The sequence below is a fragment of the Paraburkholderia sp. BGA-UO-ETr-F21 genome, assembly GCF_059567925.1.
Window position 1 is genome coordinate 1 of record NZ_JCAQOY010000004.1, and the last position, 22,266, is coordinate 22,266.

Sequence of the window (22,266 nt, forward strand, 5' to 3'; positions counted from 1 at the left end):
CGCTCGGGAAGAACGCCGGCGCGAAGTACAGCGCGCAGAACGAATACACGTAAAAGTCGAACCACTCGACGAGATTGCCCGATGAAGCGCCAACGATCGCGAAGATGCGGCGCCGTGTGTCGTGAGCCGAAGCCACGGTTTGGTCGGTTAGGTCGGTCATGCTTGTTCTCTTTCCTTGTCTTTGAACGGAGGTAACGGTCGTGGCGCCGCCTTCACAACGCGCGAGCCGAGATGCCGTGGCGGCATGCTTCGCACGTGCGCGAATTTTACAGAAGTGCAAGGGAAAGATGGTGATTTGTCAGGCCGCGATAAAAAAGCCCCTGCCAATCGCACGATTGGCAGGGGCTTCTCACAGATTCACGTTGATGTCCAAACGACCGCGACTTCAGGAGGGCGTCACACCCTTACCGCCGGCGGTACATAGCGGCACTCGTAACGCTTGCGGACCGTGCCGTTCTCGTCGACGCTTTCCAGATAGACGTCGAACTGCCACAGGCGCGCCATATGCTTGAGCACTTCGTCACTGTCACCGGAAAGATGCCGGTTGTCGCTCATGAAATGCCGTAGCGTCAAACTCCGGTCGCCGCGCGTATTCACCGCCCACACCTGAATGTTCGGCTCGCGATGATGCATGTCGTACTGCCGCGACAAGGCCTGGCGCACGTACTGATAACCGCTGTCGTCGTGAATCGCCGAGACTTCGAGCGCGTCGCGCATATCGTCGTCGAGCACCGAGAAGAGGCGCATTTCACGAATCAGATGTGGCGACAGATACTGCGCGACAAAACTCTCGTCCTTGAAGTTGCGCATTGCATAGTGCATGGCCGGTAGCCACGGGCTGCCCGCGAGTTCCGGGAACCACTTGCGGTCCTCTTCCGTGGGCGCTTCGCAGATCCGGCGAATGTCGCTCATCATCGAAAAACCGAGCGCGTACGGATTGATGCCGCTGTAATACGGTTTGGTGACGGGCGGCTGGTAGACCACATTGCTGTGCGAATGGAGAAACTCCATCATGAAGCCGTCTTCCAGCTTGCCCTGGTTGTACATCGTGTTGAGCAACGTGTAGTGCCAGAACGTGGCCCAGCCTTCGTTCATTACCTGAGTTTGCCGTTGCGGATAAAAATACTGGCCGACCTTGCGCACGATGCGGATCACTTCGCGCTCCCACGGCTCCAGCAACGGCGCGTTCTTCTCCGCGAAATACAGCAGATTTTCCTGCGGCTCCGGCGGATAGCGCTCCTCGATTTCCTCCGGCAGCGGCGTATGCCGGGTCGGCAAGGTGCGCCACAGTTCATTGACCTGGGACTGCAAATAAGCCTCGCGTTCGCGGCGTGCCGCGAACTCCTTTTCGAGCGAGAGCTTTTGCGGACGCTTGTAGCGGTCTACGCCGTAGTTCATCAACGCGTGGCACGAGTCGAGCAATTCTTCGACCCGGTCGAGCCCGAAGCGCTCCTCGCACTCGGCGATGTAATTCTTCGCGTAGACGAGGTAATCGATAATGGCATGCGCATCCGTCCACAACCTGAACAGATAGTTGCCCTTGAAAAACGAGTTGTGCCCGTAAGCCGCGTGGGCGATGACGAGCGCCTGCATCGTCATCGTGTTCTCCTCCATCAGATACGCGATGCAGGGATTGGAATTGATGACGATCTCGTACGCCAGCCCCATCTGCCCGCGACGGTAGCTCTTTTCGGTAGAGAGAAAGTGTTTGCCGAACGACCAGTGACGGTAGTTCACCGGCATACCGACGGACGCGTACGCATCCATCATCTGTTCGGCGCTGATGAGTTCGAGCTGGATCGGATACACGTCGAGTTCATATTGCTCTGCAACACGGGCAATATGCGAGTCGTACTCTTCGATCAATTCGAATGTCCAGTCGGACGGGCACGGCAGAGGCCGTCTATCGGCTACGTTCATACGGACTTCCCTTTGCCCCACGTTGGGCGTTCCGGTGTGTCCCCGTGCTGCAGCGGTGTCGACTGCTCCGGCCGTGGCGGCTCCCGTATCGTCCGCCTTTGCCTCGGCATGCCCCGACTGTTGCTGCTGCGGCACGCCTTTCCCGCGCTCCGGCGCGCCGTTCTCTGGCTCGCCGCGCGCTTCGTTGTGCGGGGGCTTGTTCGTCATGAATTAGCCGCCTGCTTTTCAAACAATTCACGAAACACCGGATAAATGTCAGCCGCGGTCTCGACCTTCTTCATCGCCATGTGCGGCTGGCTCAGGGCTAACTGCGCATATTCCAGCCACAAGTTCTGCTCTTCCGGCGTCACCTGAATATACGCAAAATAGCGCACCTTCTCCAGGATGTCATCAGAGAGAATCTTGCGGCACTTTGGCGAGTCGTCGGTCCAGTTGTCGCCGTCCGACGCCTGAGCGCCGTAAATATTCCATTCAGTCGGCGAATAGCGCTCGTCCATTACCTTCTGCATCAGCTCCAGCGCGCTCGACACGACCGTGCCGCCGCTTTCGGTCGAGTGGAAGAACGTGTCTTCGTCGACTTCCTCGGCGCGCGTATGGTGGCGAATGAACACCACTTCGATCTTCTCGTAGTTACGCTTGAGAAACAGATACAGCAGAATGAAGAAGCGTTTGGCGAGATCCTTGCGCTGCTCGTCCATGGAACCGGACACATCCATCAGACAGAACATCACCGCCTGACTGGAAGGCGTGGGCTGCTTCACGCGGTTCACATAGCGCAAATCGAACGGATCGATAAACGGAATCCGCCAGATGCGCCCACGCAGATGGTGAATTTCCTCTTCGAGCAGTTTGATTTCGTCGCGACGATCGTCGGGATCGGCTTTCATCACCTCCAGTTGCCGTTCCATCTCGTGCAACTGGTTGACGAGCGGCGCACCGAGCGCAATGCGGCGGCCGAGCGCGCTGCGCAGCGAACGGACCACGTCGATATTGTTCGGCGTGCCTTCGGCGGCCCAGCCCGCGCGGATGCTTTTCCACGTGGGCACGGCCATCAGATGGGTTTTGACGAGACGCGGCAGTTCGAGGTCGTCGAAGAAATACTGCATGAATTCTTCGCGGCTCAGCTCGAACACGAAGTCGTCCTGACCCTCGCCTTCATTGCTGGCCTGATTGCCCCCGCCTCCACCGCCGCCGCCTTGCGGGCGCTGGATCTTGTCGCCGCGGATATAGTCGGCATTGCCCGGATGCACCATTTCACGCTTGCCGCCAGGGCCATGCCGGAACGACGGTTCCGCAATGTCCTTGCGCGGAATGGTGATGCTCTGGGTGTTCTGAATATCCTTGATGCTGCGGTCGCGCACCGCTTCCGAAACGGCGCGACGAATATAGTTCTTTACGCGACGCAAAAAACGCTCGCGATTCGCAATGCTCTTGTTTTTGCCTGCCAACCTGCGGTCGATGATTTGATGAAGCACGCCCGGTCTCCGATCCCATGCAGCTGCACTAATTTCGGGTGCGCGAGACGCACGTTGCCTGAAGCAACGCTATGTCCATGCAATTTGCGCCTCGCAGGGTGCCCGCGCGGATGGACCGCGCGGGCGGCACGCAATGCGCATCATGACGACTTGCGCACGCGCAGATACCAGTCACACAGCAAGCGCACCTGCTTCGGCGTATAGCCCTTCGTCACCATGCGATTGACGAAGTCTTCGTGCTTGCGTTGCTCTTCCGCCGAACCCTTGGCGTTGAACGAGATCACCGGCAGCAACTCTTCCGTGTTCGAGAACATCTTCTTTTCGATCACGACGCGCAGCTTTTCGTAGCTGACCCATGCCGGATTCTTCCCGCCATTGGCCGCACGCGCACGCAGCACGAAATTCACGATCTCGTTGCGGAAGTCCTTCGGGTTGCTGATGCCCGCGGGTTTCTCGATCTTCTCCAGTTCGGCGTTCAGCGCCGCGCGGTCGAAACTCTCGCCGGTGTCGTGGTCGCGGAACTCCTGATCCTGGATCCAGAAGTCCGCGTACGTCACGTAACGATCGAAAATGTTCTGACCGTACTCGGAATACGACTCCAGATACGCGGTCTGAATCTCCTTGCCGATAAACTCCGCATAGCGCGAGGCGAGCACGTCCTTGATGAACGACAGATACTTCTGCTCGGTTTCCGGTGGGAACTGTTCGCGTTCGATCTGCTGTTCGAGCACGTACATGAGGTGCACCGGATTAGCCGCGACCTCGGTCGAATCGAAGTTGAACACGCGCGAAAGAATCTTGAACGCGAAACGCGTCGACACGCCGGTCATCCCTTCATCCACGCCCGCGAAATCGCGGTACTCCTGATAAGACTTGGCCTTCGGATCGGTGTCCTTCAGATTCTCGCCGTCGTACACCTGCATCTTCGAGAAGAGGCTTGAATTCTCCGGCTCCTGCAAACGCGTGAGCACGGACATCTGCGCCATCATCTTCAACGTGCCAGGTGCGCACACCGCGTTCGCCAGCGACGAATTGCGCAGCAGCTTCTCGTAGATCTTGATCTCTTCACCGTAGCGCAGGCAGTACGGCACCTTCACCACGAAGATCCGGTCGAGCAGTGCTTCGTTGTTACGGTTGTTGCGGAACGCCTTCCATTCGGACTCGTTCGAGTGAGCCAGAATCACACCGTCGAACGGGATAGCGCCGAACCCTTCCGTGCCCTTGAAGTTGCCTTCCTGGGTCGCCGTGAGCAACGGATGCAGCACCTTGATCGGCGCCTTGAACATTTCGACGAACTCGAGCAGGCCCTGATTCGCGAGACACAGGCCACCGGAGTAGCTGTATGCGTCCGCGTCGTCCTGAGCGTACTGTTCGAGTTTGCGGATGTCGACCTTACCGACCAGCGACGAAATGTCCTGATTGTTTTCGTCGCCCGGCTCGGTCTTGGCTATGCCGATCTGGCGAAGGATCGACGGGTAGCGGCGCACCACGCGGAATTTGCGGATGTCGCCGTTGTATTCGTGCAGGCGTTTGACCGCCCACGGGCTGAGGATGCTTTTGAGGTAGCGGCGTGGAATGCCGTATTGTTCTTCGAGAATCGGGCCGTCTTCCTCATAGTCGAACAGACCGAGCGGCGACTCGTTCACGGGCGAGCCCTTGATCGCGTAAAACGGCACACGCTCCATGAGCTGCTTGAGACGTTCCGCGATCGACGATTTACCGCCGCCGACCGGGCCCAACAGATACAGAATCTGCTTCTTTTCTTCGAGCCCCTGGGCCGAGTGCCGGAAGTAGGCGACCACCTGCTCGATCACCTCTTCCATTCCGTAGAACTCACGGAATGCGGGGTATACCTTGATGACCTTGTTCGCGAAGATGCGCGACATGCGCGGATCGTTACGAGTGTCGATCTGTTCCGGCTCCCCGATCGCCGTCAACATGCGTTCGCCAGCCGTGGCGTACGCGGCGGGATTGTCTTTGCAGAGCGCGAGATACTCCTCGAGCGAGAGCTCATCTTCTCGCGTTTTCTCGAAGCGGGTCGCGAAACTGCTGTAGATATCCATGCTACCTCCTCGCCGAAGTCTAGACCGATGTCGTGCGCGGCGCGCTATTCGGAAACGACATCGCTCGAATTCATCCTAAACCCTTTTAAATTTTTTTTCACGAACTACGTTGCGAAAATCGCGCCGCATTCGCCTCCCAACATTCCTCACTTGGAAACAAAGTTTCGACCACCTACAATCTTGCACTCGTATCTTGCACTCGTAACGCAGCGATTATGGTCACACGTCGCTGCCTTTGCACTCATGCCTTGCGGCCATATCAGCACTCTGCCTCAGTGCTGCTCAGTGATCCTGCAATCACGTCCCGCGCCAGCCGCTACGTTCATCGAACGATCCCACTGCTGTATCAGACGGCCTGTCTGCACACACACACTTTGTTGCTGAAAGCGCAGACGTGAGCCCGTCTTCTGTATCCGCCTCTTTTTTCATCAACGCGCGACACAAGCGTTCGGTCTACGCAAACAGTTGCCTGTTACATCTTCATGCATTGGTCATGCATCATGCCAATCTCGATCATTTCACCGAGCAGCGTCAATCGCTTCGTCAACGCGCAAGCAGTTTTGTTCCGCGCGTTTTCATCCGTTGTACCTGCCATGTCGTTTCGCCTTACCCGCGTCGGCAGCGTGGTTAGCCACCTGTATAACTGGATGACGGCAAGGCCCTGCGTCGTTCCAATAGGTGTATACGGCACGGTGGCCATCACAGATGCGAAGAATGTAAAACGGCCGCCCGCAGGCAGCCGTTTAAGTGGAGCTTCGTAATGCGCTGTTACAAGCGCGCAGCCTCTCAGGTCAGGTCAATTTCCACTTCTCCAAGCCCGTCGATGTGCCCACGCACGATGCCCGCTTTGTCCAGCCTGTGTGCGCCGACGTACGAACCGGTGGTGAGCGTCCATTCCGGCTCGATGGTGATGCCCATGGCGGCACAATGGTTGACGAACCACACCAGCAGTTCCCGCGGGTCGCCAGCCGGATTGCCCGTGGCCTCCGGTATCAGCGAGTCGCCGTCGAAGCTCAGTTCCAGCTCCGGTGAAACGAAGTCGAAGCCACGCGCGAGCCCCGAATAAGCGACAGGATGGCCGGTGATCAACGCGCCGTTGTTCTGGGCGTCGGCCAGTTGCGCAAGCGGCGCGACGTTCGGCCACTCGGCAAAGCGGCTGTCGACGATCTCGATGGCCGGCAGCACGACGCCGACCTTCGCCAGCACCTCGTCGCGCGCATAGGCCCGGCCGCGCGGCTCGATCGCCTCCGCGAAGCGGAAGGCGATTTCCAGCTCCACCAGCACCCGGAAGAAGCCGGCATGCGCGATGCGCGCCGGCGAAGGCAATACCAGCGAGGCCGGAATCGGTGCGCCTGAAGCGGCGCCGCCCGGCACTTTGGCGCCGATCTTCCAGCCACCGGTCGATTCGCCGAGACCGGCGATGACCGCCTGCTGGATCGCGTACGCGGTTGCCGCATCGGGCGGCAGGCTGTCGGGTGCGGGCACATCGATCGGGCGATGCTGCCGGCGTGCTTCGACGAGGCGGTGCGCGAGGTCGTGAGGCGTCATGTCGGTCCTTTGTGGCTGGCGCATTGAGCGGTTGAATGTGGCGTGTTGGTGGGTGGCCATGCGTCGCGGCGCTCGAAGGCGGCGAAACCACGCCCGTTGAACTGACGAGCCGCGTCGGCGATTGCCGCTACATGTCTGGCAGCGACCCCAAAAGTGACTTTCTTCGGGGCGTCCGTCAATGTACCGGATCATTACGCTTGCCAGGGTACGGACTGCATGCACAAACGTTACTTAATGCGCACGCCATAAAAAAAGACCGCGAATGCGTACGCAATCGCGGTCTTTACGAGTGGCGCGGTCAGCTGAACGGCCGCGCTTACCCATCTAATGGGATCGGCCGACGCGTCGGGAACGAATGTTGCAGCCTACGTCCCGTCAGAACGTCTCCCAATCTTGATCGCTGCCAGCTCCAGCGGACGCCATGGCTTTTGCGGGCGCGCGTGCCGTTGCGGCAGCGGGCTGTGCTGCTGCGGCTGGCGCTTTCGTCACGGCGGCGGATTGCGGCGCGGGTTGCAGGGCGGGTGCGCGCGAAGGCTTGCGTGCGATCACCGGGCGCAGCGGCGCAGGCGCGCGCTTCGGCGCGGCGCTCATGGGCGGCGTGAGGCCGCCTTCTTCCAGGTGAAACACCGCTACGGCCTGACGCAACTTGCCGGCCTGATCTTCGAGCGACGAGGCCGCGGCCGCCGCTTCTTCGACCAGCGCGGCGTTTTGCTGCGTGACTTCGTCCATCTGCGTGACGGCGCGCGCCACCTGATCGATGCCGCTGCTCTGTTCTTCGGAAGCCGCGGCGATTTCTCCCATGATGTCGGTCACACGCTGCACCGCACCGATGATGTCGGTCATGGTGCGGCCGGCTTCGTCGACCAGCGCCGAACCCGACTGCACGCGCTCGACCGAGGTATCGATCAGTTCCTTGATTTCCTTCGCCGCCGCCGACGAACGCTGGGCGAGGCTGCGCACTTCGCCCGCCACCACCGCGAAACCGCGCCCTTCTTCGCCGGCGCGCGCGGCTTCCACGGCCGCATTCAGGGCCAGGATATTGGTCTGAAACGCGATCCCTTCAATGATCGAAATAATGTCGGCGATCTTTGCCGAGCTTTGATTGATGTCGCCCATCGTGCCGACCACCTTCTCGACCACGGCGCTGCCCTTGTTGGCGATCTCCGACGCATTCGCCGCAAGCGAGCTGGCCTGGCGTGCGTTGTCGGCGTTCTGCTTGACCGTGCCGGTGAGCTCTTCCATGCTCGACGCGGTTTCCTGCAGCGCCGAGGCCTGCTCTTCGGTGCGCGAGGACAGGTCGATATTGCCGGCGGCGATCTCGCGGGTTGCAGTCGCAATCGATTCGCTGCCGCTGCGCACGGTGCGCACCGTTTCGGTGAGGCTGCGCTGCATTCTGGCGATGCCTTCGAGCAGTTGCCCCATCTCGTCACGCGAAGTCACGACCACCGGGCGGCGCAGATCGCCTGCCGAGATCGCATCGAAATGACCGAGCGCGGCGTCGAGCGGCCGGGCGATGGCGCGGCTGAGCGTCAGATACGAGATCGCCGCGGCCAGCACGCCGATCAGCAATGCGCCAGCGCTTACCATGCGGAACAGTTCGAAGGCGCTTTGCGCCGCGTCGTAGCCGTCTTTGGCCGACGTGAACTGGAATTTGCGCAGCGCGTCGTCGGAATTGGCGAGATCGTTGTAGGCGATCTGCAGCCGCTTGGCGCCGTCGACCAGCTTGCTTTGGTCGTTTGCTGTAACGATCGCCGCAAAAGCATCCAGTTGCTGATGCAGCGCGTCACGCTTGGCCACCACGTCCTGCGCGAGGCGCTCCTCATCCGGCCCGCGCGGCAGGTCCATATACTTTTTCCACCACATATCGGACGTGACGCGCATGGTGCGCGCGCGCTCGATTGTCGGCGCAACTTCCGGCGTGCCGATCAGGAACGCCGCCCGGTCGAGCGCCAACCGCTCGCGCGCCGCGTAGAGTTCGGCGTTGCCGATATCGACCGCGCTCGGCATGGAGTTGGTGAACGTGTCCTTCAAGGCGTGGTTCGAATCGCTCATACCGAACATACCGAAGGCGCCGATGGCCACCAGCAACGCCGCGAGAAAAGCCATCGTGAGGCCTATGCGCGCCTTGATCGTAATGCCCTTGTTCAACATGTCTGGTTCCTGTGCTTTGAAAATGAGAGTTGCGTACGCAGCGGTTGGCGTGTGGTGGCTGCGTGTCGGCGCTCATTTGAGGCGGCGCTCTAATAACCCTGTTTACGGCACAGTAGTTAGTTCCTTGAAGGATTTATATGGTATGAGGAAAGGCGATGTAAGCAATTGGCAGGAATTACAAATCACTGACGGCGAGACGCTGATGCGAACCGCCGATGCGACATGCACCTAGGGTTGCTTGCGGAGGGGAAGTCAGAAAGACGGTGCGCCGTTTTGTGGAAATCGGGCGCAATGCAGCGTGCCAGCGGCACTAAATGACGCCTGCTCCGGGAAATCCATGTCCAGCTCGTCAGCAGCGGTCATGCACGGATGCACCGGGCGAGCGGGTGCGCACCATCGCGCGTATGCGGGTTCGACAATGCGCGCGCGGCGCAGAGTCTGGCCGCCAGATCAGGCCGCCAGATCGCGTTTGGCCGCACCGCCCCAGGTCGCGGTGGACTCGCGCACGATCAGCCGCGGCGATACGACGCGCCGGCGGCCAGGAGGACGCGGACTATCGGGCGAGCCACCGGCAATGCGTTCGATCAGCGTCTGCGCGGCGATGTCGCCGAGCGCGCGCACCGACTGGCCGACGGTCGAGAGCGCCGGGTAGGTGAAACGCCCCAGTTCGATATCGTCGAACCCGATGATCGAGCAATCACGCGGCACGCTGATATTGCGTTCCGCGGCTGCGCGCAGCGCGCCGATGCCCATCATGTCGTTGCAGGCAAAAATCGCCGACGGTTTGACCGTGTCGAACAGTTGGCCCGCCGCGCGGTAACCGCCGGTGCCCGAATAATCGCTTTCCACGATCGCGTCGGGCGGAATCTCGATGCCGCGCTCGCTCATCGCGCGGATGAAGCCATGCACGCGCATCGCGCTAACCGCTGTCTGCACCGTGCCGGTAATACAGCCGATCCGTACGTGCCCCAGTTCGAGCAGATGCCGGGTGGCGAGATACGCGCCCTTCTCGTGGTCGATCTGCACGAGATCCGCATTCAGCCCTTCGATGTTGCGGTCCAGAATCACCAGCGGCTCGCGCGAGTCGGCGAGCGTCTGCGCGAGCACGGCGTCGTCGCCGGCGGATGCGACGATCAGGCCGTCGATCCGTTTTTCCTGCAGTACGCGCAGATAGTTACGCTGCTTGGCCGGATCGTCGTCGGAATTGCAGAAGAACACGCAGTAGCCGTTGCGCGAGCAACCGTCCTCGATGCCGCGCGCCAGCTCCGCGAAATAAGGGTTCGTGGTGTTCGGCACGACGAGTCCGATCGTCGCCGTCGACCGGGCCTTCAGCGAGCGGGCCACCGCCGACGGAACATAGTGAAGCTGACGGATCGCGTGCTCGACCTTCGCGCGCACGTCAGCCGACACGGGCCGCGAGTTGTTCACCACGTGCGATACCGTCGTGAACGACACGCCCGCCGCGGCCGCTACATCCTTGATCGTCGCCATAACCTGTTGCTCTCCTGCCTGTTTTACCCGCCGGCCGCACCACCTGGCGCCCCACCGGCCGTTTTCTTCGAAAACTGACCAACCCCGTAAATACTGACGCTTTGCCGCGCGTCTCGCTGCGACTGCCCGTGCCGTGCCTGCGGCTTCCGGTTCTGCTACTTCTGCTACTTCTGCTGCCGGCGTGCCGCGAACTGCCGGCTTGCCGCGCCGGCCCTCGATCAGGCGCGCTTGCGACGGCTGCGATACGTATCCAGCACCACCGCCACCACGATCACCGCGCCGGTGATCATGCGCTTGGTCGGCTCATTCGCGCCAATCTGCGCGAGGCCGGCCGCCAGCACCGAAATGATCAACACGCCGAAAAAGGTGCTGATCACCGAGCCGCGCCCGCCCATCAGGCTCGTGCCGCCGATCACCACGGCCGCGATCACCTGCAGCTCGACGCCTTGGCCCGCATTGGGGTCGGCCGCTTCCAGACGCGAGATCTGGAACAGCGCGGCCAGCCCGGCGAGCGCGCCCATCAGTGCGAACACAATGACCTTGTACGGCCGCGGATTGACGCCTGCAAGCCGCACCGCCTCCTCGTTGGTGCCGATGCCGACCAGATAGCGGCCGAACACCGTGCGCGTGAGCACCAGTTGCGCGATCACCATCACCGTCACCGCGATCAGGAACGCCGGCGAGATGCCAACTGCGATCGGGTTCGACAGGAAGTCGAACGCGTCGCCGATATAGGCGGTGCGCGAATTCGTCATCTGATACGCCATGCCGCGCGCGGCTTCGAGCACGCCGAGCGAGACGATGAACGACGGAATCCGCCAGCCCACCGTCACCGCGCCGGTAATGGTGCCGGTCAGCGCCGCCGCGGCGACCCCGAGCAGCGCCGACGGCAACGGCCCCCAGCCCCACTTCAGCGCGGCCACGCTCACCACCGACGCGCCCAGCGCCAGCACCGACCCCACCGACAGATCGATCCCGGCGATGATCAGCACGAAGGTCATGCCCACCGACATCACCACCAGATCCGGAATCTGATTGGCGATCGTGCTGAATGTGTCGTACGTCAGAAAGTGCGAACTCAGCAGCGAGAACAGCACGATCATCGCCAGCAACGCGCCGGCAAGCCCGAGGTAATTCGAAAAACCCAGGCGCGTGCCGGCCGGCTTGCCGCTCGCGAGCGGCGCCGACGGGTCGGCGGGCGGCGCGACGGTGCCCGTGCTGCCCGCACCACTCACGCGCCCCACGCCGCCCGCGCCCGGCTTGTCGCCCGATGCGTCGGGCGCCGATTGATCGTTCATGACAGACTCCCTGCTTCGCTGGTGTCGGGGGCGGCGTGCAGCAACGCTTCGCGGCTGCGATAGCCGGCGAAAGCCGCGGCCAGCAGCGCGTCCTGCGACCAGTTGTCGCGCTCGAACACACCCGTCATGCTCCCCGCGGACATCACGCCGATCCGGTCGCAGATCAGCATGAGCTCCCGCAAGTCGCTCGACACCACGACGAGCGCGCGTCCTTCGCGAGCCAGCGCACCCATCAAGCCATAAATATCGAACTTCGCGCCGACGTCGATGCCGCGCGTCGGTTCGTCGAACAACAGCACGCGGCAGTCGCGCGCCAGCCAGCGGCCGATCACGACCTTCTGCTGGTTGCCGCCCGACAGCTCGCCGACAATCTGCGCCGGCCCGGACGTGCGGATCCGCATCGCGGCGATCTGCTTCTGCGCCAGCGCGTTCTCCCGCTTCGCATCGACGATGCCGTGCCGCGCCACGCTGCCGATATTGCCGAGCGACACGTTGGCCGCGATCGGCTGCGGCAGCAGCAGGCCTTCGCCTTTGCGGTCTTCGGTAATGAGCGCGATGCCGGCGCGCACCGCGTCCGAGGGCGAAGCGATCTGCACCGGCGTGGGCGGCGCGCCCGGCGTTCCAGCCAGTGCGACGCTGCCGCTATCCTTCTGATCGGCACCGTAAATCAGCCGCATCAACTCCGTGCGGCCCGCGCCGATCAAGCCGCTAATGCCGAAAATCTCGCCCGCACGCACTTCGAACGACACCTCGCGCACCACCTTGCCGCGCGTCAGCCGCTCCACTTTCAGGAGCGGCGCGCCGATGTTGCGCACGCCCAGATCGATCCGCTCGCCGAGTTCACGGCCGACCATCCATGTGACGATTTGGTCGCTGGTCAGGTTGGCCATCGCGTCGACATGCACCAGCCGGCCGTCGCGCAACACCGCGATCTGCTCGGCCACTCGCGCCAGTTCCTCGAGCCGGTGCGAGATGTAGACCAGCGCCACGCCGCGCGCCTTCAGCCGGTCGATCTGTTCAAACAGCAGATCGACCTCGCGCGCGGTCAGCATCGCGGTCGGTTCGTCGAGGATCAGCACGCGGCAGTCGTCGATCAGATTGCGCGCGATTTCCACCATCTGCTGATGACCGATACCGAGCTCGCCGACCAGCGTGTCCGGATCGATCGCGTCGAGGCCGACCTGCGCCATGGCCTGGCGCGCGTCTTCACGCAGCTTGCGCCGGTCGATCCAGCCGAAGCTGAACGCGCCGACCCGCGGCAGGCGGTTCAGGAACAGGTTCTCGGCCACCGATAAAGTCGGCAGCAGATTCAACTCCTGCATCACCATGCGCACGCCGAGCGCCTCGGCCGCGGTGCGGCTTGGCGGCGCATAAGGCTCGCCGCCGAGCCGCATCGTGCCGGCGGTCGGCTCGACCAGCCCACCGATGATTTTGGACAGCGTACTCTTGCCTGCGCCGTTCTCACCCGTCAACGCCAATACCTCGCCGGCGCGCAGCGACAGGGAGATGTCGGCGAGCACCGGTTCGGCGTAGGTCTTGCCGATGCCGCTGACGGACAGTACGGCAGGTACGGCGTCGTGGTCGGTTGAATCCATCGCAATCCTGGTTCCAAGGCGGCGGCGGTGGCCTCACGCAATCCGTTTGCATGAAGCCGGCCACCGGCCGTCTCGTGTCATGCGGGCCCAATGTGCGGAATGCACAGGCGCTAACAGCCACGCCCCCTCCCGTCGCGCGGCACCGTCATGACGCTTACCTCTGGAATTAACGGCGGCACGGCAGGTTTCTTGAGCGCTTATTGAATAGCCGCGGGTTCGTGAGCGCACGCCATGCATTGAGCGTGAAACGTCGTTGCCCCGAAACTGCGTACGACTTGGCCCGGCGCTAACCGGGCCATGTTCACTTCGTGACCAGATCGCACGGCGTTTCCACCACGCCCGACAGATCCGACTGCTTCTTGTGCTCGCTGAGCGCCTTCAGCGCGGTGTCGATACCGAACACAGCCTGCTTGGCGGCATACTGATCCGCGGTGGCGAGCACGCGTCCGTCCTTGAGCATCGGCTTGATCGCGTTGATGTTGTCATAGCCCACCACCAGCACCTTGCCCTGCTTGCCCGCCGCGCGCACGGCCGAGACCGCGCCGATCGCCATGTTGTCGTTGCCGGCGAGAAGCGCCTTCAGATTCGGGTATTCGTTGAGCATGGCCGACGCCACCGCATTGCCCTTGTCGATCTCCCATTCACCCGATTGCACCGAGACGACCTTCGCGCCGACCTTCTGCATCGCGTCCTTGAATCCGGCGGTGCGCTGCTGCGCGTTGGTGGTGGTCGACACGCCTTCGATGATGCCGACCTCGTCGCCCGCCTTGAGCTTTTTGGCCAGATAATCGCCGACCTTCTGCGCGCCCTTGCGGTTATCGGGGCCGACGAACGGCACGTTCAGATCTTTCGACTTGAGCACGTCCGGGTCGAGCCGATTGTCGATATTCACGACGATGATGCCCGCATCCACCGCCTTCTTGACGACCGGCACCAGCGCCTTCGAATCAGCCGGCGCGAGCACGATCGCGTCGACCTTCGAGACGATCATCTGCTCGACGATGCGGATCTGGTTCGCGGTATCGGTCTCGTCCTTGATGCCATTGGTGATCAGGTCGAATTGCGACGGGTTGTGCTTCTGATAGTCCTTCGCGCCGGTTTCCATGGTCAGGAAGAACTCGTTGGCGAGCGACTTCATGACCAGCGCGACCTTCGGCTTGTGAGCGGGCGCGCTCTGCGCATACGCGGAGGAAAACGGCAAAGCGGCGCCGGCGGTGGCGAGGACGGCGGCCGCCAGGATGCGGCGGCGAATGCGTTGGTTCATGCCTATCTCCAGGGTCTGTCGGGCTCAAAAAAGAGCCTTATTTTTAATAGTGCGCAAACGTTTGCGTGGGCCATTCTCAGCGCAGTCCGCGTGAATTGTCAACGACGCGCGGTGGTGCGGCGCACCCGCTCGATTCGAACCGGCGCACCGGGTCGGCGCGCCGGCAGGTGACGTGTGGCAAAGGGTCCCTCGCTAGGTCCGTGCTTGGCGAATTTGCCGCCGGCTGCAAGATCACAGCCCGGCGGGCCGCCTATGCTGGACTTTTATTGCGCACGATGCAAGCGGGGACAACGCGGGACGAGCTCGCAAAGCGCCGCCCTCTGCGTCGATCAAAGCCAGCCGGCTTTGCGGAATCGCCAGTACAGCACGAGGTCGACGGTCAGCATGACCGCCAGACAGATCGGATAGCCGTACTTGTAGTGCAACTCGGGAATGCTCTGGAAGTTCATCCCGTAGATGCCGGCGATCATGGTCGGCACCGCGAACAGCGCGGCGAACGAGCCGAGCCGTTTGGTCACCTCGCTCTCGGCGAGCGAAATCATGCCGAGATTGACCTGCACGGCGGTGACGACCATTTCGCGCCGCCCGTCGATGATTCTTACGATCCGCTCGAGGTGGTCGTAGACGTCGCGGAAGTACGCCTGCATGCCCTCGCAGACGCTCGGAATGCGGCCGCCCGTGAGTTTGCTGATGGCTTCCTGCAGCGGTGCGATATGGTGCTGCAGAATCACGAGGCGGCGCTTGAGCGAGTACAGATCCTGGATGATCGCGCGCGACGCCGCGGAATTGTTGCGGTCGAAGATGCGGTCTTCGAGTGCCTCGATCTCGCTGTTCATCGTCTCGATGATCGGAAAATATCGATCGACGATGTCGTCGGCAAGCGCGTACAGCACGAACGCCGAGCCTTCCTTGAGCAATTGCGGTTCGCGCTCGCAGCGGGCGCGCACATTCTGAAAGCCGATGCGCGTACCGCGCCGCACCGACAGCACATAGTTGCGCCCCACGAATACGTCGACTTCGCCGATCAGCAATTCGTTGTCTTCGTCCATCTCCACCGTGTGCATCACCGCGAACAGCGATTCGCCGTACTCCTCGATCTTGGGGCGCTGGTGACCGTTCTGCGCGTCTTCGATCGCGAGTTCGTGCAGGCCGAATTCGTGTTTCATCACGGCCAACTCCCCCGGGCCCGGGTCCTTCAGCGCCACCCAGACAAAACACTCGGGCCGCGCCACGTAATCGCTGATGCTATCGATGTCGATGTCTGCCAGCTTCCGGCCGTCCTGATAGGCGGCGCAATTGATCAGCATGTTTGAATTACCTTGAAAACGGAACAGGCGGCCAGACCCTTACGACGCGTAAGCCATGCGTCGGGCCTAAACCGGCCGGATTTGCAATAGCCGTCATGTTAAAGGCTATGCGTGGGTGGTCCCGCTTTTCTGCTCTTCTGACCAGCACGCCGGACGATGCCCGAGGGTCCTGACCGTTGCCGCCCGTCGTTGCCGCCCGTCGTTGCCGCTTGTTGTTGCCGCTTGTTGCGACCGCGCCCTTTCCATGCATGATAGCAACGCACGTCCGTTCTGCCAGCCTGGCCGAATGGACGACCCCGGGCCCCCTTGCGTGGCGCCGCGTTCTTCTTCATGATCGCTGCAAAGGGCAGCTCGTAACCTGCCGATCACAAGGAGACAGCAATGTGGTATTTCACCTGGATTCTCGGCATCGGCGTGGCATTAGGTTTCGGCATCATCAACGTAATGTGGCTGGAGGCCGGCGGCAAGTTCGCCCGTGACCCACAGGTAGCCGGCGCCGTATCCGCCACGCCGGAGGACACGCCTTCGTGACGCATCTGGTTTTCTTCTGCGGTCACGCAGGCACGGGCAAGACCACGCTCGCGAGGAAGCTGCATGGCCCGCTGATGAAAGCGTGCGGCACGCCCTTCTGCCTGCTCGATAAAGATACGCTTTACGGCGGCTACAGCGCGGCCGCCATGGCCATGCTGACCGGCGACCCCAACGACCGCGACAGCCCGCTGTTCCTCGAGCATCTGCGCGATCCCGAGTACCGCGGCCTGCTCGACACCGCCCGCGACAATCTCGAACTCGGCGTTAGCGCGCTGGTGGTCGGGCCGCTTTCGCGCGAAGTGCGCGAGCGGCGCCTGTTCGATCGCGCGTGGCTGGGTGTGAGTGCCGAAGTAGCGTTGCGGGTCGTATGGGTTTATACGTCGGAAGAGACGGCGCATCGGCGGATCGTGGAGCGCGCGAATCCGAACGACGCCTACAAACTCGCGCATTGGGACGAGTACCGGCAGCGCCGCTTCGCGCCCAGCGGCGATCTCTGCGACGACCTGCTGATGTTCGACAATACCGCGCCCGCTTCGGCGGATTATCAAGCGCTGCTCGCACGCATTGTCGGCGCGCCGCGCGGGGCGGCGATCATGCCGCCGGTGCCGGTTTAGCCTGCGCGGCGCGCCACAAAAAACGACGCCCCGCAGCGCGGGGCGTTTGAAAGACCCTCTACGGAGTCTTCGTTGCTGTGTGCAGCAGGCTTTTCTCGCCTGCCGCCACGTTGTCGCACGGCCCTCATGCCACGCCGTCAGACAGTCGCCATCGTCTCCAGCGACTGTCCCTCGTACAACTGGCCGAAGCGGTTCGCGAGGAAATCGCGCAGCGACACCTGCTCCTGACGCACAAAGCCCTTTTGCGGGAGCTTCTGTTCACGGAACAGATCGAGCACCGCGCACATTGCGCCGGCCGTGGTGATCTGGATCGCGCTCATCGGCACGCCGCACACCGTCTTCGCGAAGATCTTGCGGGTGAAGACTTCCTGCACCAGTTGACCGTCGCGCATGCCGCTCACCGTGATGAACACGAGCACCACGTCCTGCGCGGTGGAAGGCACCGAACGGCGCATGATGTTCTTGAGCGTGTCGCGGTCGCTGGCAAGACGCAGGTCTTCGAGCAGGAACTGCATCAGGTTGCGGTGGCCCGGATAGCGCACCGACTTGTAGTCGAGCGATTCCACCCGGCCCGACAAGGTTTCGCACAGCGTGCCAAGACCGCCGGAGGTATTGAAGGCTTCGTACTCGGTGCCGTCGAGCGAGAAATGTTCGAGGCCTTCGAGCGGCTGCACCCATTGCGTGCGGCTGTCGCGGATCGCTTCGCACGGCTGGCAGTACTCGTTGATCAGGCCGTCGACGCTCCACGTCAGGTTGTACTTCAGCGCGTTGGTCGGGAATTCCGGCAGCGCGCCCACGCGCATCTTGACGTCGCGGATTTCCGTGAAGCGGTTTGCGAGTTCGTCCGCGGCAATGCCGATAAAGCCCGGCGCCAGACCGCACTGCGGCATGAAGGCGTGATCGGCGTCGTCGGCGATCGCGCGGATCGCGTGCGTGGCGCGCACGTCTTCCGTCAGATCGAAGTAATGCACGCCCGCGCCCTTGGCAGCCGCGGCCACGTTCACGGCGAGGTAATAAGGCAGCGCGTTGACGAGCGCGTCGAAGCCTTGCACGGCCGCGCGCAGCGCGGCGGCATCGGCGGAATCCACACGGCGGGTCGGAATGCCCTGAGCGGCGAGCTTGTCGAGCGCGTGCTGGTCGCGGTCGAACGCGACGACTTCGTAGTCGCCGGTTTCACGCAACATATGGGCGATGGTGTGACCGATCAAACCTGCGCCTACGATAGCTACTTTCATACGCTTCTCCTTGTTATCTGTGTGCTGTCTCCAGCTTGGGACGTGCGCTGCGCTCGTGGCGCCGCGCCCAGCGGGCTGAACCCTTGAGCAACAGTTTAGGGAGAAGCAAAAACACTTCATACGCGCAAAATGCTGCGCTATGACCACGAACTTCGACGTTATGACGAACACATCAGTCGATGTGTCGAAAAGTTGTTAAAACCGCGTAAATGAATGGCGCCGTGCGCAGCCTAGGGAGGCTGCTCGTCCGCTCACACCATGCCGCGGTCGATCTTGCGCGCGAGAATGATCGAGGTCGTGGTCCGCTCCACGCCCTCCAGACCGCCGATCTGGTCAAGCAGATCGTTGAGCCGGTCGGGCGAATCGGCGCGCAGCCACGCAACGTAATCGAACTCGCCGCTCACCGCGCACAGCAACTGCACCTCGGGCATCTTGCCGAGACGTTTCTGCACGGCGGGCCCGTGTTTGGGCGCGATGATGATGCCGACGTAGGCCATAATGCTCGAGTCGAGCACGTCCTGGCCGAGCCGAACGCTGTAACCAGCGATCACGTTGCTGCGCTCGAGCCGCGCAATCCGCGCGATCACCGTGGTCCGCGCCACGCCCAATTGGCGCGCGAGATTGGCGACGCTCTCGCGTGCGTTGGCTTGTAGCAGCGCAACCAGGTTGCGGTCGAGATCGTCGAGTTGGTCGAGGCGCGGAGGTCTCATCGAAGGTCAATGATGTGGTTCAGGTGAGGCGGATTATCGCGCGTCTGCGGCGGCGATTGGAGAAGTCGCCGGGCCGATCCGCATGAACCGTCAAGCAGGCCGCGACACACATCGCAAGCGTTGCCTACTTCATGACAACTGGCAGCGGCTGCCGGCGCTAAGCCCCAAACCGTTCGATCACGAAATCGATGAAGCTGGTGAGCTTGGCCGTCGCGCGGCGATCGCGCGGATAAACCAGATGGACCGGCGCGCCCTCCGGCAGATAGTCCTCCAGCACGGACACCAATTCGCCGCTGGCGATTTCTCTCGCGAGCAGCGCCTCCGGCTGCAATACGAGCCCGAAGCCGTGCAACGCGGCGACCTTGAGCGCCTGGCCGTTGTTCGCGCGAAACCGTCCGGCGCGTAGATGGTTCTCCTCCGCGCTCTCGCCGCCGAGGCGCCATAGACCTTCGCGGCCCCAGTGCAGAAACCCGAGGCATTCATGCTCCTTGAGATCCTCCGGCGTGCGCGGCGTGCCGGCGCGCGCCAGATACGCCGGAGAAGCGCATGCGCGCATCCGGTAGGGTCTCAGCGGCCGTGCGACCAGACTCGAATCGGGCAATTGGCCGATGCGTATCGACGCATCGAAACCCTCTTCCACCAGGTCGATCACGCGATTCGAAAGATCGAGTTCGAGCGTGATGTCAGGCCATGCGGTGAGGTATTCGGTCATTGCCGGGGCGAAAACTTCCACGCCATAGGTGAGCGGCACCGTCACTTTAAGCACGCCGCGCGGCGCGGCGGCCATTGCCTCGGCGAGCGACTCGGCGTCCTTGACATCCGCGAGGATGCGCCGGCATTGCTCGTAATACTGCCGGCCGATCTCCGTCAGGCTTTGCCGGCGTGTGGTGCGCGTCAGGAGCCGCGTGGCGAGCCGGGTTTCCAGTGAACGGATGTGCTTGCCCACCATCGCCGACGAAATGTCGAAGCGCTCGGCGGCCGCCGTCAGACTGCCCGCCTCGACCACCGCGACGAAGATTTCCATGCTGACGAATTTGTCCACCCGCTATTTCCTGTTCGTTTCGGTTGTAAGCGTTTGTCGCACAAGAGCCGCATTGTAGGGATATCGTGATACTAATAGCGGCGACGGCAAAGTGGGCAGCCGGCCGCCATGCGTCGCCATGACTGGCGCACGGCGGGCCGCTCGCACACGAGCCTTGTCCCAATTCGAACAGACATCAGGAGTTTCGATGAAAAAAGCACTGGTAATGCTGGCCACCGCAGTCGCCATGAGCGGCGCATTCGCACAAACTTCCGCGCCGGCATCGGCGCCGGTGAGCGCCGCTTCGGCACCCGCCGCCAAGGCCGGCCACGAGCGCAATGTCGAAGACCGCATCGCCTACCTGCATTCGCAACTGAAGATTACTTCGGCTCAGGAACCACAGTGGAAAGCGTTCGCCGACGTGATGCGCGGCAATGGCCAGACGATGGGCGAGTTGTTCCAGCAGCGCCGGGCCGCGACCAACGTGTCCGCGCTCGACGACATGAAGCAATACGCGACCATCGCGCAAGCACATGCTGACGGCATGAAGAAACTGGTCGATGCGTTCGACCCGCTGTACAACAGCTTCTCGCCGGAACAGAAGAAACTGGCTGACGTGACTTTCCATCAACCGGGCGGTGTGGAAGGCCATGGTCATCGTGGCAAGGGTAAAGGTGGCAAGGCCGCCGCTGCCCCGGCAAGCGACGCCACTGTGAAGCCGTAAGGAACCCACTGCGCGCCGCGCGGATATGCCGCGGCGCGCGCCGGGGTGGTTGGCCGAATTTATTGGCCAGGCTTATTGCATGACCGGCCGCGTAGATCGGCTCCGCCCCACCCATTCGCGCTTTCTCTGAATCCGCATGCCGATCCGGCAACCTTCCGTTTTGTCTTTTCACGTATATGCGACACACGGCCGATCCGCGCCGCTGTTCATCGCAAAAGAAACCGGTCGTCAGATGCATCTGGCATGATGCGAGTCGTACGCGGCCCGAAGACCTGAAGTCCTGCGCTGCCGCCCCGCTCCCCATACCAGCACGCTTTATGACCGAACTCAAAAATCTCGATCTGAATCAAGACGCTAACGCCTGCCGTGTCGTAAAAGACGAAACGGTCAGCGTGGAATTCGCCGCCGCCGAAGGCGAATTGATGAGCCTCGAAGGCCCGAACCGTTACGTCCGCGGCGACGCCCTGATCACCGGATCGACAGGTGACCGCTGGGTCGTCTCACGGGAGCGCTTCGACGCCAAATACGTTCCCGCCGACGCAACGATCTCGCACGGCGAAGCGGGAGCGTACCGCAACCGCCCCGCTGTCGTGCTGGCCAAACAGATGCATGAAGCGTTCACGCTCGCGCGCTCGGCAAACGGTGGCGACGTGCTGCACGGCGCCGCCGGCGACTGGGTCATGCAGTACGCGCCTGGCGACTACGGTGTGGTACAGGCGGCACGCTTCGCAAAGGTTTATCGCGTGGCGAGTTAGGCGTGATTAGCGGCGTTGACCGCGCGCGCCTGATCGGTAACGACCATGCTCGCGCGCGGTCAGCGCGTTTATTCGAGGCTTTGCTGGCGGCTCACGGCTCGTGCCGCAAATAGCCCTCTTTTGAAGGGTCACGCATCAGAAACGCCACGACACCAGCGATTGCGCACATCGCCGTCACATACCAGTAAAACGTGGACTCGCTGCCCGCCTGCTTCAACCACAGCGCGACATACTCCGCCGAGCCGCCGAAGATCGCATTGGCCACCGCATACGACAACCCCACGCCCAGCGCGCGCACTTCCGGCGGGAACATTTCCGCCTTGATCAGACCGCTGATCGACGTGTAGAAGCTCACAATGGCGAGCGCCAGCACCACCAGGCCAAATGCCGCGTACGGGCTCGTCACGTCTTTCAGCGCATGCAGCAACGGTACCGTGCCGATGGTCGCGAAAAACCCGAAGAACAGCATCGAACGGCGGCGGCCGATGCGGTCCGACAATGCACCGAACGCCGGCTGCATCACCATATACACGAACAGCGCCGCGGTCATCACGTTGCTGGCCG

General features: G+C 62.3%; 19 protein-coding genes and 1 pseudogene. 5 read left to right on the forward strand and 15 right to left on the reverse strand.

Annotation, left to right across the window (positions count from 1 at the left end):
- The 4 genes and pseudogenes from AC57B1_RS01360 to AC57B1_RS01375 all read right to left on the reverse strand — a co-directional run.
- Positions 1 to 160: pseudogene (locus tag AC57B1_RS01360) on the reverse strand (alpha-ketoglutarate permease); the annotation flags it as partial.
- 236 nt (positions 161 to 396) lie between these two features.
- Complete coding sequence (locus AC57B1_RS01365; RefSeq protein WP_091793776.1) at positions 397 to 2,127, reverse strand: SpoVR family protein; 1,731 nt, start codon at positions 2,125 to 2,127, stop codon at positions 397 to 399.
- Positions 2,124 to 3,395: a YeaH/YhbH family protein gene (locus AC57B1_RS01370; protein ID WP_091793773.1), complete on the reverse strand. Its 1,272-nt coding sequence runs from the start codon at positions 3,393 to 3,395 to the stop codon at positions 2,124 to 2,126. The genes AC57B1_RS01365 and AC57B1_RS01370 overlap by 4 nt, the downstream gene beginning before the upstream one ends.
- Before the next feature lie 140 nt (positions 3,396 to 3,535).
- Entirely contained in the window at positions 3,536 to 5,458 is a 1,923-nt protein-coding gene (locus AC57B1_RS01375; protein WP_007181736.1) for a PrkA family serine protein kinase, read from the reverse strand.
- Positions 5,459 to 5,958: 500 nt separating this feature from the next.
- Here AC57B1_RS01375 and AC57B1_RS01380 point away from each other — a divergent pair, with 500 nt between their 5' ends.
- Positions 5,959 to 6,219 carry a hypothetical protein gene (locus tag AC57B1_RS01380; protein WP_496416356.1) on the forward strand — a complete coding sequence of 87 codons (261 nt, stop codon included), beginning with the start codon at positions 5,959 to 5,961 and terminating at the stop codon, positions 6,217 to 6,219.
- Between the two features lie 25 nt (positions 6,220 to 6,244).
- Here the strand turns inward: AC57B1_RS01380 and AC57B1_RS01385 are convergent, their stop codons facing one another.
- From AC57B1_RS01385 to corA, 7 genes are all read right to left on the reverse strand, one after another.
- A complete protein-coding gene (locus tag AC57B1_RS01385) occupies positions 6,245 to 7,006 on the reverse strand; it encodes a 2-keto-4-pentenoate hydratase (protein ID WP_408353286.1) in 762 nt (253 codons plus the stop codon).
- Positions 7,007 to 7,381: 375 nt separating this feature from the next.
- A complete protein-coding gene (locus tag AC57B1_RS01390) occupies positions 7,382 to 9,157 on the reverse strand; it encodes a methyl-accepting chemotaxis protein (RefSeq protein WP_496416357.1) in 1,776 nt (591 codons plus the stop codon).
- Positions 9,158 to 9,607: 450 nt separating this feature from the next.
- Complete coding sequence (locus tag AC57B1_RS01395) at positions 9,608 to 10,648, reverse strand: LacI family DNA-binding transcriptional regulator (RefSeq protein ID WP_091793765.1); 1,041 nt, start codon at positions 10,646 to 10,648, stop codon at positions 9,608 to 9,610.
- 218 nt (positions 10,649 to 10,866) lie between these two features.
- Positions 10,867 to 11,946, reverse strand: a complete 1,080-nt coding sequence (locus AC57B1_RS01400) for an ABC transporter permease (protein WP_408353282.1) — start codon at positions 11,944 to 11,946, stop codon at positions 10,867 to 10,869.
- Positions 11,943 to 13,541 carry a sugar ABC transporter ATP-binding protein gene (locus AC57B1_RS01405; protein WP_496416358.1) on the reverse strand — a complete coding sequence of 533 codons (1,599 nt, stop codon included), beginning with the start codon at positions 13,539 to 13,541 and terminating at the stop codon, positions 11,943 to 11,945. The genes AC57B1_RS01400 and AC57B1_RS01405 overlap by 4 nt, the downstream gene beginning before the upstream one ends.
- 301 nt (positions 13,542 to 13,842) lie before the next feature.
- Positions 13,843 to 14,805 carry a sugar ABC transporter substrate-binding protein gene (locus AC57B1_RS01410; RefSeq protein ID WP_091793759.1) on the reverse strand — a complete coding sequence of 321 codons (963 nt, stop codon included), beginning with the start codon at positions 14,803 to 14,805 and terminating at the stop codon, positions 13,843 to 13,845.
- 329 nt (positions 14,806 to 15,134) lie between these two features.
- Positions 15,135 to 16,112: a magnesium/cobalt transporter CorA gene (corA, locus tag AC57B1_RS01415; protein WP_091793757.1), complete on the reverse strand. Its 978-nt coding sequence runs from the start codon at positions 16,110 to 16,112 to the stop codon at positions 15,135 to 15,137.
- Between the two features lie 381 nt (positions 16,113 to 16,493).
- On the opposite strand from corA, the gene cydX reads away from it, so the two are divergent.
- On the forward strand, positions 16,494 to 16,643 hold the full coding sequence (gene cydX / locus AC57B1_RS01420; protein WP_408353276.1) for a cytochrome bd-I oxidase subunit CydX: 150 nt from the start codon (positions 16,494 to 16,496) through the stop codon (positions 16,641 to 16,643).
- On the forward strand, positions 16,640 to 17,257 hold the full coding sequence (locus AC57B1_RS01425; RefSeq protein WP_408353274.1) for a P-loop nucleotide/nucleoside kinase family protein: 618 nt from the start codon (positions 16,640 to 16,642) through the stop codon (positions 17,255 to 17,257). Before cydX ends, AC57B1_RS01425 begins: the two co-directional genes overlap by 4 nt.
- Before the next feature lie 137 nt (positions 17,258 to 17,394).
- Here the strand turns inward: AC57B1_RS01425 and AC57B1_RS01430 are convergent, their stop codons facing one another.
- From AC57B1_RS01430 to AC57B1_RS01440, 3 genes are all read right to left on the reverse strand, one after another.
- Positions 17,395 to 18,492, reverse strand: a complete 1,098-nt coding sequence (locus AC57B1_RS01430) for a saccharopine dehydrogenase family protein (protein ID WP_496416359.1) — start codon at positions 18,490 to 18,492, stop codon at positions 17,395 to 17,397.
- Between the two features lie 251 nt (positions 18,493 to 18,743).
- Positions 18,744 to 19,202: an Lrp/AsnC family transcriptional regulator gene (locus AC57B1_RS01435; protein WP_007181725.1), complete on the reverse strand. Its 459-nt coding sequence runs from the start codon at positions 19,200 to 19,202 to the stop codon at positions 18,744 to 18,746.
- A 157-nt stretch (positions 19,203 to 19,359) separates the two neighbouring features.
- Complete coding sequence (locus AC57B1_RS01440) at positions 19,360 to 20,244, reverse strand: LysR family transcriptional regulator (protein WP_496416360.1); 885 nt, start codon at positions 20,242 to 20,244, stop codon at positions 19,360 to 19,362.
- Positions 20,245 to 20,431: 187 nt separating this feature from the next.
- Here AC57B1_RS01440 and AC57B1_RS01445 point away from each other — a divergent pair, with 187 nt between their 5' ends.
- A complete protein-coding gene (locus AC57B1_RS01445) occupies positions 20,432 to 20,947 on the forward strand; it encodes a Spy/CpxP family protein refolding chaperone (RefSeq protein WP_091793745.1) in 516 nt (171 codons plus the stop codon).
- A 317-nt stretch (positions 20,948 to 21,264) separates the two neighbouring features.
- Positions 21,265 to 21,702 carry a PGDYG domain-containing protein gene (locus AC57B1_RS01450; protein ID WP_091793742.1) on the forward strand — a complete coding sequence of 146 codons (438 nt, stop codon included), beginning with the start codon at positions 21,265 to 21,267 and terminating at the stop codon, positions 21,700 to 21,702.
- Positions 21,703 to 21,793: 91 nt separating this feature from the next.
- On the opposite strand, the gene AC57B1_RS01455 is transcribed toward AC57B1_RS01450, so the two are convergent.
- The coding region (locus tag AC57B1_RS01455) for an MFS transporter (RefSeq protein ID WP_496416361.1) at positions 21,794 to 22,266 on the reverse strand (473 nt) is incomplete at its 5' end.

Coding starts and splice junctions, on each gene's coding strand:
- AC57B1_RS01365 (WP_091793776.1), bottom strand. CDS start 2,127: ATGACGAACAAGCCCCCGCACAACGAAGCGCGCGGCGAGCCAGAGAAC.
- AC57B1_RS01375 (WP_007181736.1), bottom strand. CDS start 5,458: ATGGATATCTACAGCAGTTTCGCGACCCGCTTCGAGAAAACGCGAGAA.
- AC57B1_RS01380 (WP_496416356.1), top strand. CDS start 5,959: ATGCCAATCTCGATCATTTCACCGAGCAGCGTCAATCGCTTCGTCAAC.
- AC57B1_RS01385 (WP_408353286.1), bottom strand. CDS start 7,006: ATGACGCCTCACGACCTCGCGCACCGCCTCGTCGAAGCACGCCGGCAG.
- AC57B1_RS01390 (WP_496416357.1), bottom strand. CDS start 9,157: ATGTTGAACAAGGGCATTACGATCAAGGCGCGCATAGGCCTCACGATG.
- AC57B1_RS01395 (WP_091793765.1), bottom strand. CDS start 10,648: ATGGCGACGATCAAGGATGTAGCGGCCGCGGCGGGCGTGTCGTTCACG.
- AC57B1_RS01400 (WP_408353282.1), bottom strand. CDS start 11,946: ATGAACGATCAATCGGCGCCCGACGCATCGGGCGACAAGCCGGGCGCG.
- AC57B1_RS01405 (WP_496416358.1), bottom strand. CDS start 13,541: ATGGATTCAACCGACCACGACGCCGTACCTGCCGTACTGTCCGTCAGC.
- AC57B1_RS01410 (WP_091793759.1), bottom strand. CDS start 14,805: ATGAACCAACGCATTCGCCGCCGCATCCTGGCGGCCGCCGTCCTCGCC.
- corA (WP_091793757.1), bottom strand. CDS start 16,112: ATGCTGATCAATTGCGCCGCCTATCAGGACGGCCGGAAGCTGGCAGAC.
- cydX (WP_408353276.1), top strand. CDS start 16,494: ATGTGGTATTTCACCTGGATTCTCGGCATCGGCGTGGCATTAGGTTTC.
- AC57B1_RS01430 (WP_496416359.1), bottom strand. CDS start 18,492: ATGAAAGTAGCTATCGTAGGCGCAGGTTTGATCGGTCACACCATCGCC.
- AC57B1_RS01435 (WP_007181725.1), bottom strand. CDS start 19,202: ATGAGACCTCCGCGCCTCGACCAACTCGACGATCTCGACCGCAACCTG.
- AC57B1_RS01445 (WP_091793745.1), top strand. CDS start 20,432: ATGAAAAAAGCACTGGTAATGCTGGCCACCGCAGTCGCCATGAGCGGC.
- AC57B1_RS01450 (WP_091793742.1), top strand. CDS start 21,265: ATGACCGAACTCAAAAATCTCGATCTGAATCAAGACGCTAACGCCTGC.